Source organism: Antarcticimicrobium sediminis (assembly GCF_004348975.1).
Taxonomy (GTDB): domain Bacteria; phylum Pseudomonadota; class Alphaproteobacteria; order Rhodobacterales; family Rhodobacteraceae; genus Antarcticimicrobium; species Antarcticimicrobium sediminis.
In genome coordinates this window covers 60,775-74,804 of record NZ_SMFP01000016.1, presented here as the reverse complement: position 1 = coordinate 74,804, position 14,030 = coordinate 60,775, and the positions used below count along the sequence as shown (strand labels likewise).

The window sequence follows — 14,030 nt, the reverse complement described above, 5'->3', positions numbered from 1 at the left end:
ACCGCCCCGCCGTCCCGTCCGGCCCCGCCGTGCGCCTCAAGCGCCGCCGGTGAAGGGGTGTCTAAGGTTTACCGCCAAAACCCGCAAGCCCTTTCTGCCAAAACCGTCATCTTTTCTTCAACCCATCAGAAAATCGCTCAATATCAACGCTGTAACATGGCGCGCCCCAAGCAACCCAGCCCGAGAATACTCTCCAGATCGCAGACGCCCACCGACTCAGGCTAGCGCAAAACGGCAGGTGGCCAGACGGTGAAGCGAAGTCTGGGATGATCGGCCCGGGCGTTGCCCCGCCCGAAGCTGGAGATCGCTGATATCTTTCGCCCTCAACCCCGCGATCCCTTTGCGCATATCCGTCGCACCACAGGCCAAGTATACGCGAACGCCAGTGCCGGGACCGATCATGCCCCGCCCACCACGCGGATCAGCACCGACAGCGCAGTCGGGACAATCGTGCTTTCAAAATGCAAACTATCCAACCCGCGCATCAGAGCTTGTTCACCGACGTCTTCAGACCTCGCGCCCTTCTTTGGGGGCCCACAATCCCAAAAACGCTCTGGCGTCCCCAAAGGGCTGAAATAGCCGTTGAAAAAAGGACATCAGAGCGTTTCCTGGCCCCCACCTGTTCCTGATCTTCCGTTTCTGAGAAGCCGGGCCTGTTTTGGAACAGGGATGGAGTTTCTCCATGGAGGATACGGTGGAGTTTTTCCGGTCGGACGGAGGTGATGTCTCCACCGCGAGTCGGTGGCAGTGGCCAGATGATCTCAAGGCGCGGATTGTAGCAGAGACCTTGGAGCCCGGAGTGACGGTTCGCGAGGTTGCCGGGAGATATGGCGTGCGCGCGAACCGGATTTCAGAATGGCGACGGCTTGCGAAGGACGGCACCATACCATGTCCAAGAAGACCCTGAGCCAGGCCAACCTTGAAAAACTGGGCACAGAGACGCTCGCCGCACTGGTCGTGGGCCTGGTCCAAGGAAGCGCGGCCCTTCAGCGTCACGCGAGGATGGAGACCAGCGCCGCTCAGGCCCCCAAAGAAGCGGCTACCGATACCCGTGCGCTCTAAAGGGTGAAATTTCTGGATAGTTGCAACATTATCCGTGTATCCGGCTCAATTCTGCGTGGGAATCTACACTTCAAACATGAGAACGTGGGTGCGCCCCGAGTGTCTTCTGGTATTCCCGACATATGGACATCATCCTTGTTACGACCGTAATTGCGTCGCTCTTCCTTGTCATCGGAGCTGCCGAGCCCTTTGCTGCGCGCGTGCGACTTCCCTATAGCGTGATACTTGCGGTGCTCGGCATTCTTATCGGAACCGGGGCGACCTTCTTTCTGAGAACTGAACTGACGGACGCGCTCAACCCTGTCGCAGAGGCGATCCTCGGCCTGCCGATCAGGTCCAATGTTTTCCTCTATGTCTTTCTGCCCACGCTTCTGTTCCAGGCAACATTGGGGATGAACCTGCGGAGGATGCTGGATGATTGGGTGCCGATCCTGGTGCTGGCAGTGGTTGCCGTCGTGGTTGCCACGGTGTCCGTTGGCTACGCACTGTCCTGCGCGAGTGCGCTTCCCTTGGCCGCCTGCCTGCTGATCGGGTCCATCGTATCGACAACTGATCCGTCGGCGGTGGTCTCAATCTTCCGCTCGATCTCGGCGCCACGACGTTTGGCACGGATCATCGAGGGCGAGAGTCTTCTTAACGATGCGGCAGCCATTGCGCTGTTTGGCCTCTTCATGGGCTTCGTGATGCTGGGCCAGCCGGACCCCGACCTCAGCGATGCGCTGGCGCGGTTTCCGGTTCTCATAGCCGGCGGTGCGCTGTCCGGGTGGTTGGCCGCACGGATTGCGGTGTGGGTGATGGCCCTGTTCAGCCGTCACGAACTTGCCCAAATCTCCATCTCCGTGGCATTGCCTTACTTGGCATACATCGTGGCAGAACAGAACGTTGGTGCCTCCGGTGTCATCGCCGTGGTGGCCGCCGGGCTGACGCTGAACCTGACGGCCCCGGGACGTCTGCCGCCGCAATCATGGGCGAACCTGCGCGAGCTCTGGGACGTGCTCGCCCACTGGGCTGGCGCTCTCATCTTCATTCTGGCCGCATTGTTGATCCCGCGGCTGCTTGAAGAGGTCCAGCTTGCGGATTTCGTATTGGTGGGCGTGGTGGTCCTCGCCGCCATCACTGCACGATCAGTGATCCTTTTCGGGCTGATACCGCTTCTTACGGCGCTGAAACTGTCTCCGCCTGTCGAGCGCCCCTACAGGGTGGCAATCCTCTGGGGCGGGCTCAGAGGGGCCGTGACGCTCGCGCTGGCCCTCGCTGTGACCGAAAGTGTCCGGGTGCCAGGTGATATTCAACGCGTCGTCGGCATACTTGCCACCGGCTTCACCTTGTTCACGCTTCTGGTTCAGGGCACGACCCTGCGATGGATCGTTGCGCGTCTCGGACTCGACCGACTTTCACCAATTGATGAGGCGCTATCCCGGCAAGTCGTCGCAGTGGCCTTGCAAACCGTGCGCGAAGACGTGGCGCGCATCACCGAGAACTACGATCTCAATCGCGACACCGTGCGGTCGGAGGCCAAGCGCTTTGGGGAACGCCTGGATATAGCCGTGAAGATGGCCGAGGAGAATGCGGACATCCTAGACCGTGATCGTATCGCCCTGGGTCTGATCGCGCTGGCTGGCCACGAGCGCGACACGATTCTTGCCCGGGTGCGGGAACGGACGATTTCGGCCCGTATGGCGGAACTGGTTCTGTCGGATGCAGACAGGCTTATCGAAGGCGCCCGAACACAGGGCCGCAGTGGATATCAGCGAGCGGCGCGCCGAAGTGTCGCTTATGGCCGGAGCTTTCAGGCCGCGGTTCTGTTTCATAGCCGTTTCGGACTGTCAGGACCGCTTGCTCGGATGACGGCTGACCGGTTCGAACTGTTATTGTCACAACGCCTTATCCTGCGTGATCTCGGGGCTTTCATCGACGGCCGCATCCGGCGCATTCACGGGCGGCGGGTGGCCGAGTTGTTGCACGAACTTCTCTCCCGGCGGATTGAGGCCGTCGAAACGGCACTGGAAGGTCTCAGACTTCAATACCCTGGCTATGCCGAGGAGCTTGAAAGGCGTTTCATCCGCCGTACAGCGCTCCGGATGGAAGAACGGGAATATGTCGCGATGCGTGAGGACGGCCTGATAGGCGCTGAGGTCTACACGGCGCTGATACAGGAGCTCGCCACACGTCGGGTGGCTGCGGAGGAACGGCCACGTCTCGATGTCGCGGTCCAGCGCGATGCGTTCGTCCGGCAATTCCCGCTTTTTGCCAATTTCGATGAAGGTGTCATGAAGCGTTTGCGACGGTCACTTACGACGCGCTATGTCGATGCTGGCGAAGTGGTTCTGCGCAAGGAGAGCATTGCCAAAAGCGTGTTTTTCATCGCCTCCGGTGCCGTCGAGTTGGAGAGCGCGAGCCAGACATGGCGTTTGGGGCGCGGTGAAATGTTCGGCCAGATGGCCATCCTGACGAGCAAGGCACGCCGTGCCGATGTCCGCGCTATTGCTCCCACGACGCTACTTGTCCTGGATGAGGACCGATTTCGGCGGTTGCTCGAGCGGAGCCAAGCGCTCCGAAGGGCCGTTCGCACCAGTGCCGAGAAGCGCGGGATTGATCCGGCGGCCCTTGTCCCCAAAGAATGAGGCTGTGAATCGACCATGATGCTATAACCGCCCCCCGACGGCATCGATGTGCCAGGGTGGGATCGTAGAAATCCATTTTGGGAGGCGGTCATGTCAAAGATGACCACCATCGGACTGGATCTGGCGAGGAATGTGTTTCAGGTCCATGGAGCGGATGCTAGGGGTGCCGCGGTCCTGCGCAAAAAGCTCCGAAGAGGACAGGTTCTGGAGTTCTTCGCGACGCTGCCGCCCTGCCTGGTGGCGATGGAGGCCTGCGGAGGTGCGCACTTCTGGGGCCGGGAGCTGACCCGGCTCGGCCACGACGTCAGGCGCATTCCGCCTGTCTACATGAGCATCCTTTGCAAAGTTCGGGGCGCTGAGCATGGTAGCGGGACGCGACCGGCCCTCACTGAACAATCGGGCCATACTCGACGAGGGGCCAGAGTCAGCCCCTCTACGACATTCATACCGGGCGCAGCATGCCCCCCGCCCGCGTTGCCTGAACGGCGGAAAGTGGGCTTTCGCTGCAAGTGCTCGGCCCGCGCTTCGGAAACGCGAAAGTGGCCATCCAGAGACAGAAAAGCCCATCCAATTGTGCTGCGCCCTCCCCCAAGGGCAACTCTGCGTCGGAAGTTGCCGACGCAAAGTTGCGAACCGGAGTCGTCCTCCCGGACGTGACCGAGCCTAAGTGTGATCCTTCACCGGATGTGGATTGATGATACCGACTTCCAGTCCGATTTGAGGGCGTCGTATGCGGCCTGACGACTTGAGCTACCAACCACTGTTTGCCTGACATCAGGCCTTCGAGGTCCCGCAGGGGCGCGGTACCGATGACGCTGTGCTCCGGGCTGTTGCCGTTTCAGATAGAGCGCGCCAATGAGATGGGTCCTTCGGAATTGCCATTGAACCAGCGTCATGTTGGTTGCCCCGCGCTGACCTGGGACCGAAGCATGCACCCGGGGTGATCTCGGACGAAGACAGCTGTCACCGCAAGTTGGATCAGAAGAACAGACATAAAACCGCATCCGCACGGCCGATCTCACATGCACAGAAACGCTTGATTGGGACGACCCCGTTACCTGCAGCCTAATTTCGGGGAGGGTTACCCGGATACTTGAGCATGCTCGACCCATACCATTTCAAGAGCCATATTGACCCACATCTCAGGAGCACATTAGTCTTTTTCCAAGTGCAGAAATTTTGCTGTGTTTTGGGAGAGTAAAAAGTGATTCTGAAAGAAAAAGTAGATCAATCCATCATTGCTCCGGTCGGGGCCGGGAGTAACTTCGGCGAAGTCATTGGCCTGAAAGGCGGCGGCTTCATGGTTGTATGGACGCAACTTGTTGTTGATATCCTCCCGATTGCAGGCGTCGATGACACCAACGGCACCGCCGTTCTGGGGCGCATCTTTGGCGCAAATGGAAAGCCCAGTGGAGAAGTTTTCCAGATCAACGAAAAAACAGAGGGCGGCCAGGGCAAGATTGACCTGACCTTGCTCAAGGACGGCAATGTCGTCGTGGCGTGGACAGATGGCCCCGGGATCAAAGACTTTGACATTGATGCCCGCGCCGCCATCGTCTCGCCCAAGGGCAAGATCGCGGTCACGGAATTCGAGCTTGCCAAAAGCACCGCGGGCGAACAGCAGTTGCCGCAGGTCGATGCGCTCGACGCCGGCGGGTTTCAGGCCGCGTGGCTGGACGAGCAGGAGGGATACGGCGATCGCTGGTTCACCCAGGCTTTTGACGCCAAGGGCAAGCGCGTCGGTCCGGAACTGCCGCTCGATACCGATGGTGGCGAGGATGCCAACCTGATCGCATTGGGAAACGGAGTCAAAATCCTGACCGGCAACATGTGGAACACTGACATTTTTGCCTGGTCCGGCACCAAGACCGAGCAACCTTATCCCACGCTCGACTACAAGGTTCTCGCGAACCGCGATATCCATACAATCTCCGGCGAAGGCCACACCGGCTTTGAAAGCGACGCGGCAGCGGCCGGCGACAGCAGGTTTGCCGTGATCCGGCAGGATGCCTCGGGCGTCAAACTCAGCTTTTTCGAAGTGGATCCCGATGGCTCCTTCGACAAGCTCAACGTGGCCCCCTTCGATGTGGCCGCCCCGACTTATGCGAGCCGGGGCAACGACGTGACGCTGTGGGATTTCTACACCGATAATCCCTCTGGCTATGCCTCGGTGCCCACCTATTTCCGCCCTTTCACCGAGTTGGTGGAGTTGAAGGGCGGCAACCTGCTCGCGCTCTGGTCTGTGGTGACCGAGGGCGATTCCGACGCGACCGCGCGGTTCTCGATCTATGCACAAGCTTTCTCCGGCGATGGCTCCCCGCTGGGTGAGCGGCAGGAGGTCGAAAGCAACCTCAAACCCTCGGCCGAGATCGGCATCAACTGGCCCTTTGCGGCGCAGGGCAAAAACGGGGACATCTTCCTCGGGTATACGGTCGAAACAGACCGCAACGGAGAAGGCACGCGCGAGATCGGGGGCGGCCTCTACAAGCTGAACCTGCCAAAGCCGGACATGAAATCCAGCAAGGGCGACGATACGCTTTACGGATCATCGAAGGGCGACAAGATTTCGGGCGGCTTGGGCGATGATGTTGTTTTCGGTTTTGGCGGCGATGACGTGATCGATTTCAGCGTGGGCGGCGAACGCGTTTTTGGCGGTACCGGAAATGATCGGTTCGTGACCGAGAGCCTGAAGGATTTCCAAGGGTCTGGCGACGTGATCCCGGTGATCGACGGCGGCGACGGGACCGATCTTTTGGATCTGCGCGGCCTGCCATACGGCGCAGATCTTGGGCAATCCTGGCTTTATATCCGCGACGGTTACGGCAGTGGGAAACTGCGCAATATCGAACAGGTCGTGATGACCGATTACGATGACAAAGCCTATGTCGGCAACAACCGCTATGGCCTCCAACTTGAAAAGGTCTGGCTGATGGGGGGCGATGACACGGCTCATGCCACTTCCGGCACCTACCAGATCGACGGAGGCAAGGGTTTTGACAGCGTCGATTTCTACCTTAACAAAGAGGACATGGACGTCACCAAGGTGGGCAAGGCCAAATACGTGGTCACCTATGAGGATCCGACCTACGCAGATTATAATTTCAAGGTGACGTTGACCAAAGTCGAATTGCTGAAATTCATCGACGGCACGGAAATGAAGCTGGGCGCGACCAAGGGGATGAAGGTGCCCAACGAGGTCGATTTCGGGGGGCTGCCCGGCAAGGATGGCAATGGCCGCAACAACACGCTGATCGGAACGGGGAAAGACGAACGCTTTGACGCCGGTGGCGGCAACGACACGGTGCGCGCCAAGGGCGGCGCAGATCAACTGCTGGGCGGCGCTGGCAAGGACAAGTTGTTTGGCGACGACGGGGACGACTTTATCCTCGGCGGGGCCGGCAATGACAAGCTGTACGGCGGTGACGGTTCCGACACATTGGACGGCGGCGCCGGGAACGACGTGATCCGCGGAAACGCGGGCGATGACGAACTCATCGGCGGCGCGGGCAATGACAAGCTCTTTGCCGGCAATGGCTCCATCATGGGCGATACCCTGATCGGAGGGGCCGGCAATGACACGATGACGGCAGGCGACGGGCGAGACACGTTCGAGTTTTCCACCGGGATGGGAAAGGACAAGATCCTCAAGTTCGATGCCGTCGCCACAGCAAAAAATGGCTATTCCGCAGACATGCTGCAGTTCGAATACAAGGCCTTTGACCCGGATATTTACGACGGCAAGTCCTTTGTCGACAAATACGCCTCGGTCGAGGGCAAGAACATCGTGTTCAATCTGCCGGGCAAGGACAGCCTTACGCTGGTGGGGGTGACCGATTTGGATGCGGTTGCGCAGACCGTGTTCTTTTATTAGCGGAACCATGCGGTCAGATTCGGAAGATGTTGCAACAACAGTAGGAAACGGGCTGGATGTGCCCCCGGACTTCGGGACCGGGGGGCCACACCGGCCCATATAAACGGGCTGCATGAATCGCTCGGCCCNAACACATTCTTCGCCAGATCGAGCCCGACCGTGATAATCTCTGACATGACCGCTCTCCTTTGTGGATCCTCAAAGACCCACCTTGGCACACAGATGCCGTCGGGGGGCAGTTACATCATCAACAGTAGGAAACGGGCTGGATGTGCCCCCGGACTTCGGGACCGGGGCCACACCGGCCCATATAAACGGGCTGCATGAATCGCTCGGCCATCCGAAAACACTGTCGCGGCGCAAAATGAATATCGTTTCAGCGTCCAGCAGAGCCAGATCCACCACAGGGATCGCGGCGCCAAAAGTTGACCATCGCGAAGCATCCCTCGGAAACGGATGAACGGCTGATGGCGCGCCTCGTTGCATTCGCACTGAATGCCCACGAACACTTGGAAATGACCAAGGGCTTGTCGTCGGACGATGAACACGACGTCTGGCAAAAGAGCCGGAGCGGCGAGATCGAGCTGTGGGTACCGCTGGGACAGCCCAGCGAGAAGGTGCTGCGGCAATCCTGCAGCAAGGCGACAGAGTGATCGTTTCCCCCTATGGCGGCCGGGTCGCCGAGATGTGGTGGGACAAGATCAAGGGCAGCACAAACCGGTTCGGAAATCTCGAAGTGACGAGTTTTTCCAAGGCAGTCACGAGAGCCCTGGCGAAGCTGGCCAATCGCGCAATGAAGATACAGGTCAATACCCAGGACGGCGACGTGATGGCCAGTGCCGACGAGAGCATTGTCTACGTCACGCCGATGAAATGGAAGGGCGCCGCGTAGCCATTTGATTTCCGCTTTGGGGATCCTGCATTGCAGCATCGGAAATGGTGTCCAACGTCGGCTCAGGGCCGTTGATGTCGATCTGAGGGCTCGGGCACTCGCGATGCATGCCGCGCCGCCGCAGGTCGGCTTTGAGCCCATAATTACAAATGCTGCACAGCTCTTGAAAGAGCTGCTATGAAGCGGCAAAACTGTACGATCCATCGCGTCATGACAAGTAAACCCTTTCGATCTTACATGATCTGCACCGCCCCACGCAGCGGAAGCACGCTGCTGTGCGGTTTGCTTGCCGCGACAAGCCTTGCGGGAAACCCGGACTCGCATTTTCATTCGTCATCGCTCGGCGATTGGCTGGATGACTACGGCCTAAAGCAGACGGATTACGCGTCGAGAGAAGAATGCCTTCGCGCTGTTTTCACGTGCGCCGTGGAGCGGGGCAAAGGCGACACAGATATTTTCGGTTTACGAATGCAGCCTGGTAGCTTCGACCACTTCATGCAGCAGCTAGGTGTTTGATCCCACGGTTTGATGGTGCGATCCTTTCTCAGGAATGGAAGGGAGCATTATGGGACAAGTTCGTCACGGGAGCGCCACGACCACGCACGCCGTCAGAGCTGCAATACAGCGATCGCAAGCTTCGCTCGCGCAACTGAGCAAGGAGCTGGGCATAAACCCCAAAACCGTCGCAAAGTGGCGCAAGCGTGCGACGGTCGAGGACTTGAAGACCGGGCCTAAGGAGCCGCGTTCGACCGTTCTCACCGAAGCGGAGGAGGCAATGATCGTCGCATTCCGGCGGCACACGCTACTGCCGTTGGATGATTGCCTCTATGCTCTTCAGCCGTCTGTCCCGCACCTGACGCGGTCGGCACTGCATCGGTGCCTTCAGCGGCATGGCATCTCGCGCTTGCCAGATGTCGAGGGTGACAAGCCAAAGCGGCAGAAGTTCAAACGCTATCCCATCGGTTTCTTCCACATCGACATCGCCGAGGTTCAGACGGTGGAGGGCAAGCTCTATCTCTTTGTGGGCATTGACCGGACCAGCAAATTTGCGATCACCCAACTCGTGGAAAAGGCGGATCGCAAGACCGCCTGGGAGTTCCTCGAACATCTGCTCAAGGCCGTCCCCTATCGCATNGTGGGACAAGATCAAGGGCAGCACAAACCGGTTCGGAAATCTCGAAGTGACGAGTTTTTCCAAGGCAGTCACGAGAGCCCTGGCGAAGCTGGCCAATCGCGCAATGAAGATACAGGTCAATATCCAGGACGGCGACGTGATGGCCAGTGCCGACGAGAGCATTGTCTACGTCACGCCGATGAAATGGAAGGGCGCCGCGTAGCCATTTGATTTCCGCTTTGCGCATCCTGCATTGCAGCATCGGAAATGGTGTCCAACGTCGGCTCAGGGTCGATAGTTAATTCGCACGTCGAGTGAGGCCGTCACGGATGGTTTTGATTTCGTCCTCAAGATGAGGCCCTCGGTAGACAAAGGATGTTTCATGCCGGGCATATTGCCCTTTCCGATCCGCGCTAAGCCAGTTGAATGATCCAGCACAGAGAAGCGCCTTGTCGACGGTCACAATCTTGCTGTGCAGCTTCGGAACCCGGTGGACTATGACTCCGATCTCCGACAGCATGCGATCCACGGCTTCCATCTGGCTCAATCCACCTGCGGCTTTCCCGGTGTTCAGCAGCGGGTCGGCAAAGACTTCGATGTCTGCTCCACGCTGGCGCGCTGACTTCATGGCGTCCAGCAAGCCGGTCCGGTCGATCGTCCCGGCGACGACCCATGGGCTGACGATCATGTATCTCCGCCCCTGGCCTTTCAATGCGTCCAGCAGGAAAGCATCGTGCTCGTCCGCGTGCTGAAGCATCTCGATCTGGGCGTCGCCGCGGGTCAGATCTTCGCGCGGCTCCATGGTGAAATCCAGCGCCTTCCCTTTGGCCGCCAGAAACTCGGACAGCAACGCACGAGGGGAACCGCTGCGGGCGGTGGCGAGGATGTCCATATCGCCGAAAACGAGGAAACTGTCCTTGGCGCGCGACACCGTCACGTTCAACATGCTGGGCGAGGCATCGATGAAACCGCCATCCGCGTGTTTGGAATAGACCGGCGAGAATATGACGACGGGTCGTTCAGCTCCTTGTAGCGCATGTACTGTGCCGATGGTCATGCCCTCACGGCCGGACACGGTTATGCTACGCGCGGTGCAGGCGTCCCGGATGGCGCGTACTTGCTGCCCAAAGGGGGTGACGACCCCGACAACCTGTTCCAATGGGCAACCGTAGCGGTCTTCCAGAAGCGCACGGTTGTCCTCCAGCCATGCACCGATGGTACGGGCTTCGACGGGGTTGGCGCGGCTGCCACCGCTGGCGAAGGCGCGGCCTTCGACATGCAAATAGCCAAGCGCGGGAAGGGGCGCGTCCGCCGGGGCTGGGCCGCGCATCGGGCGCAGTTTACCCTTGTAGCACAGGGCGTTGCTGAATCCGATGATCTCGTCATGGCAGCGGCGGTGTTCAAACAGGTAGAGCCCACGATCCAGATCGGGCCAGAGTGCGACCTTGCAGGCTTGCTGCGCAAGTCGCATGGCGCTGCCGCTGGTGGAGCGGATGCCGCTAACGTTGATTTGGTCAGGCACCTCGTCACCGTCGATCAACCCGCAGTCCTTGAGATTGCCGATGTCGACGGGGCCGGGCACGGCAGAAATCGGCTCGATCTGCTGCGTGTCCCCGATCACTAACGCGCGCTTGGCCAAGGCGAAAGAGGCCCCGGCGACCTCGGGCAGAACCTGCCCGGCCTCGTCGACGATCAAGAGGTCTATGAAATTGTAAAGGCTGTCAGTCGCGAATTTCCCGCCCTGGAAGCGGCTGCAGGACAGCTTCCCCGGCAGGCTGGCGAATGTGGCCACGGCGCAGGGGGTCAGCATCATGCGGCGCTGCCAGCGTGGTTCGACCGCCTTTCGCCCGGTCTTTTCATGCGAGGTGGTGATGGTGCTGAGATCGGCCTCCATCGCCATCAGCCACCGCCCCTCCCAGTAGTGGGTCGCGAGCAGGAACAGGTTGAACCGGGTCCCGAGGTCAGCTTGCCGCTCCAGCACGTCCAAGTCATCCGAGCCTCCGAATGCTTCAGCCGCCTTGCGCCAGGCCAGTTCGCTGGCCGTTGCCTGCTGCCTGCGATCCTCCGCCCGGGAGAGGTTCTGTTTGGCGGACGTCAGTGCTTTCTTCCCCTGTCTCAGCGCATCCGAAACCCGCGTTTCGATATCCTCGATGCGAGTCATATCCTGCAATCCGTCCAACCGATCCCCGATGGCCAGCCGCGCCCTGAGGGCGCGCTTGCGCTTGACCGAGGACAGGAAGCCGAAGACACTCGTCAGCCAGGATTCCGAGGCGAGATAGTGATCCATTGCTGCGCGGGCGGCGGCGAGACGATCCGCAGCTACCTGGCTGGTCCGAACAACTTCCGCCCGCCGAGTCTGTTCTGCGCCGGGATCTTCGCCCAGTTCCGATAGGAGGGCCGCGGCGCATGTTCTGCGGCGGTCAAACGCCGTGTCGATCTGTCGGAGCTTGTCGGCCTCTGCGATCATCCGATTCCGAAGCTTCGCCACAAACCCGGCGACATCATCATCCTTTGCACCCGGGAAAACTTTTGCCGCGGCGTCCAGCCAGGCGACCCGTGCGCGTTCGACATAGGCGACGGATTCGCATTCCGCCTGAAAGGCCTCCGTCTGATAGCGCTGCGCGGCTTCCATGCGACGGGAATGCGAAGGCAGGAACATTCCGAAGCTCTTGATGTCGGGGAACCAACGCCCGGCAAACACGCCGTCGCCTGCCGCAAAATCCTTGCCGAAAGCGTCGATGATGTTGGTGACCGCCTGGTTGTTCGACGAGGCCGCGACGATCACCGGCGGGTCGCCCCCGTCGAGTGCAGCCTTCACCCAAAGCCCGGCCACCGCGGAGAGCAGCATTGTCGTCTTGCCGGTCCCGGGAGGGCCGTTCACCGCGATCACCTCGCCGGGTTTCGACGCGTCGAGCCAGGCCAAGACCTGCCGTTGATGTTCGGTCAGAGGGAACTGCGAGTTTGAATGCCCAAGGCGTCGGACAAAATCCTTTTCGACGCCGTTTTCCAGCGCCGTCTCTGGGCGGGGCATGGCAATCTGGCGCAGAAGCGGCGTATCCGGTTTATCGGCCAGCAGGCCGTCGTAAAGATCCAGCATCCCGCGCACCGCTGCATCGGTGCCTTCCGACACTTCGATGAAGCCGCTCCCGGTCGGGAGATACTCCGTTTCTTCAGAGGGCCACCCCGGCGACAGGGCATCAACCATCTGGCGGCAATGCTGGCGATAGTCTTGCCAGCCGTCGGCGGTCGTCATTTCCGGGAATGGCGTCGCAGTCAGGAAGGCGTCCAGCGCCTCCACCGATCCAAGGGCAAATGTACCTCGCGGCAAGGGCGTCAGCAAGTCGCGCGCGATGGCATTGCGCGTCGGCACGATCCGGCCTGCCCGATCGACGAAGCCCTCCGTGACCACGGGGGCGACGATCTCCGGCATCCCATCAGTGCGCGACGCGGCATGTGAAGTTTTGCGGGCTGTCACCAAGGGCCAAAAGCGAACCGAGATCGTTCCATAACCATCGTTGCCCCGGAATAGTGTCTGGACAAACGGCTTGGGAAGGCAGCCCGTTTTTAGCGCGTCTTTCGGGAGCACAATGAATCTTTTTCGGTCCGCAGCCCGAAACGTCCCTTCGCCAAGCGCACCATCCGCCAGACAAGTCCGCCAATACCGCAGGACGTTGGATAGTGTTGCGGCCATGAGGGGGCACCGTGGGACTGTTGCGGGCAGGAAACTGTGCGAGCTCTATGGTCTGCTTAGAGATCTCCTGATTAATGGCCTTTTGAAGATGGGAGGGCAAGTGCCGGCCTGCCAGTCTCTTGCCCGTCGACGCGCACCTCCGCTCTGCAACTCCGAAGGACCCCACGGTTTGGCAGATCGGACCTTACCCATCCGGACGACTTTTCACAGCGGTGCGAAAGTTTGGTTCCCAGAAGCTACGCCGCAGCGATGGCGGCTTTTGCAAAGATGCCGTAATGGGGCTCGTCGCGAAACTTCACCGTTGTGATTTGCCATTGGGAATCTGTTGAGGTGTCGTTGCCCTTGGCACGTCGGAAGCGTGTCACCGGGGTTTTGCGGGTAAGCGCCCCCCAAATTTCTTTGCGAAGAAAGGGCAACGACATGGATCTGTATATCGGCTTGGATGTTTCACTGGCAAGCACCGCGATCTGCGTACTGTCATCTCATGGTCAGGTGATCAAGGAAACGACAGCGTTGAGCGCGCCGGAAGAGCTGGAAAGGGCATTGCGGTCGCTTTCCGGAACCGTTGCCGGCATCGGCCTGGAAGCTGGACCGTTGTCACAATAGCTCTATCGGCACCTCAGCGAAGCTGCGGTCCGGATGGCGTTTGAGCATCAAGGCTCGTACGAAACGCAGGCGGGTGCGATCGCGGCCATTGCACCCAAGACCGGCTGTATTCCCCAATGCAAGGAACTCGACCGCGTCCAAACTTGTCGACGTCAAGGGTCGAAACGAAC

At 59.9% G+C, this 14,030-nt stretch carries 9 protein-coding genes and 3 pseudogenes; 10 read left to right on the top strand and 2 right to left on the bottom strand.

The genetic code is table 11. The features are described from left to right. Positions 1 to 682 precede the first annotated feature (682 nt). The 9 genes and pseudogenes from E1B25_RS18715 to E1B25_RS22620 all read left to right on the top strand — a co-directional run bounded on the left by E1B25_RS18715 (position 683) and on the right by E1B25_RS22620 (position 9,786). Positions 683 to 907, top strand: coding sequence for a transposase (locus E1B25_RS18715; protein ID WP_132831108.1), 225 nt, complete (start codon positions 683 to 685; stop codon positions 905 to 907). Continuing rightward, entirely contained in the window at positions 889 to 1,062 is a 174-nt protein-coding gene (locus E1B25_RS22230) for a DUF6880 family protein (RefSeq protein ID WP_165937672.1), read from the top strand. The genes E1B25_RS18715 and E1B25_RS22230 overlap by 19 nt, the downstream gene beginning before the upstream one ends. 122 nt (positions 1,063 to 1,184) lie before the next feature. After that, positions 1,185 to 3,686 carry a cation:proton antiporter gene (locus tag E1B25_RS18710; protein ID WP_132831107.1) on the top strand — a complete coding sequence of 834 codons (2,502 nt, stop codon included), beginning with the start codon at positions 1,185 to 1,187 and terminating at the stop codon, positions 3,684 to 3,686. Positions 3,687 to 3,776: 90 nt separating this feature from the next. After that, positions 3,777 to 4,031: pseudogene (locus tag E1B25_RS18705) on the top strand (IS110 family transposase); the annotation flags it as partial. A gap of 955 nt (positions 4,032 to 4,986) precedes the next feature. After that, a complete protein-coding gene (locus E1B25_RS18700; protein ID WP_132831106.1) occupies positions 4,987 to 7,557 on the top strand; it encodes a calcium-binding protein in 2,571 nt (856 codons plus the stop codon). 467 nt (positions 7,558 to 8,024) lie between these two features. Beyond that, positions 8,025 to 8,449: pseudogene (locus E1B25_RS18695) on the top strand (YaeQ family protein). 177 nt (positions 8,450 to 8,626) lie between these two features. Further along, entirely contained in the window at positions 8,627 to 8,965 is a 339-nt protein-coding gene (locus tag E1B25_RS18690; protein WP_132831105.1) for a Stf0 family sulfotransferase, read from the top strand. Between the two features lie 49 nt (positions 8,966 to 9,014). Then, a pseudogene (locus E1B25_RS18685) lies at positions 9,015 to 9,581 on the top strand (transposase family protein); the annotation flags it as partial. A 49-nt stretch (positions 9,582 to 9,630) separates the two neighbouring features. Next, the gene (locus E1B25_RS22620) at positions 9,631 to 9,786 is read left to right on the top strand and encodes a PDDEXK family nuclease (protein ID WP_425358946.1); all 156 of its coding nucleotides are present in this window, start codon (positions 9,631 to 9,633) and stop codon (positions 9,784 to 9,786) included. Between the two features lie 75 nt (positions 9,787 to 9,861). On the opposite strand, the gene E1B25_RS18675 is transcribed toward E1B25_RS22620, so the two are convergent. Both E1B25_RS18675 and E1B25_RS18670 read right to left on the bottom strand, forming a co-directional pair. After that, positions 9,862 to 12,993: an AAA domain-containing protein gene (locus E1B25_RS18675; protein WP_165937678.1), complete on the bottom strand. Its 3,132-nt coding sequence runs from the start codon at positions 12,991 to 12,993 to the stop codon at positions 9,862 to 9,864. Positions 12,994 to 13,490: 497 nt separating this feature from the next. Further along, positions 13,491 to 13,676: a hypothetical protein gene (locus E1B25_RS18670; RefSeq protein WP_132831103.1), complete on the bottom strand. Its 186-nt coding sequence runs from the start codon at positions 13,674 to 13,676 to the stop codon at positions 13,491 to 13,493. Between E1B25_RS18670 and E1B25_RS18665 the strand changes: the two genes are divergently transcribed. Then, a complete protein-coding gene (locus tag E1B25_RS18665; protein WP_132831102.1) occupies positions 13,675 to 13,860 on the top strand; it encodes a hypothetical protein in 186 nt (61 codons plus the stop codon). The two genes, E1B25_RS18670 and E1B25_RS18665, sit on opposite strands and share 2 nt — an antisense overlap. Positions 13,861 to 14,030 lie beyond the last annotated feature (170 nt).

Excerpts from the sequence above, each read along its gene's own strand:
- E1B25_RS22230 (WP_165937672.1), top strand. The coding sequence starts at position 889 with ATGTCCAAGAAGACCCTGAGCCAGGCCAACCTTGAAAAACTGGGCACA.
- E1B25_RS18710 (WP_132831107.1), top strand. The coding sequence starts at position 1,185 with ATGGACATCATCCTTGTTACGACCGTAATTGCGTCGCTCTTCCTTGTC.
- E1B25_RS18665 (WP_132831102.1), top strand. The coding sequence starts at position 13,675 with ATGGATCTGTATATCGGCTTGGATGTTTCACTGGCAAGCACCGCGATC.
- E1B25_RS18675 (WP_165937678.1), bottom strand. The coding sequence starts at position 12,993 with ATGCCGGAGATCGTCGCCCCCGTGGTCACGGAGGGCTTCGTCGATCGG.
- E1B25_RS18690 (WP_132831105.1), top strand. The coding sequence starts at position 8,627 with ATGAAGCGGCAAAACTGTACGATCCATCGCGTCATGACAAGTAAACCC.
- E1B25_RS18670 (WP_132831103.1), bottom strand. The coding sequence starts at position 13,676 with ATGTCGTTGCCCTTTCTTCGCAAAGAAATTTGGGGGGCGCTTACCCGC.
- E1B25_RS18700 (WP_132831106.1), top strand. The coding sequence starts at position 4,987 with ATGGTTGTATGGACGCAACTTGTTGTTGATATCCTCCCGATTGCAGGC.
- E1B25_RS18715 (WP_132831108.1), top strand. The coding sequence starts at position 683 with ATGGAGGATACGGTGGAGTTTTTCCGGTCGGACGGAGGTGATGTCTCC.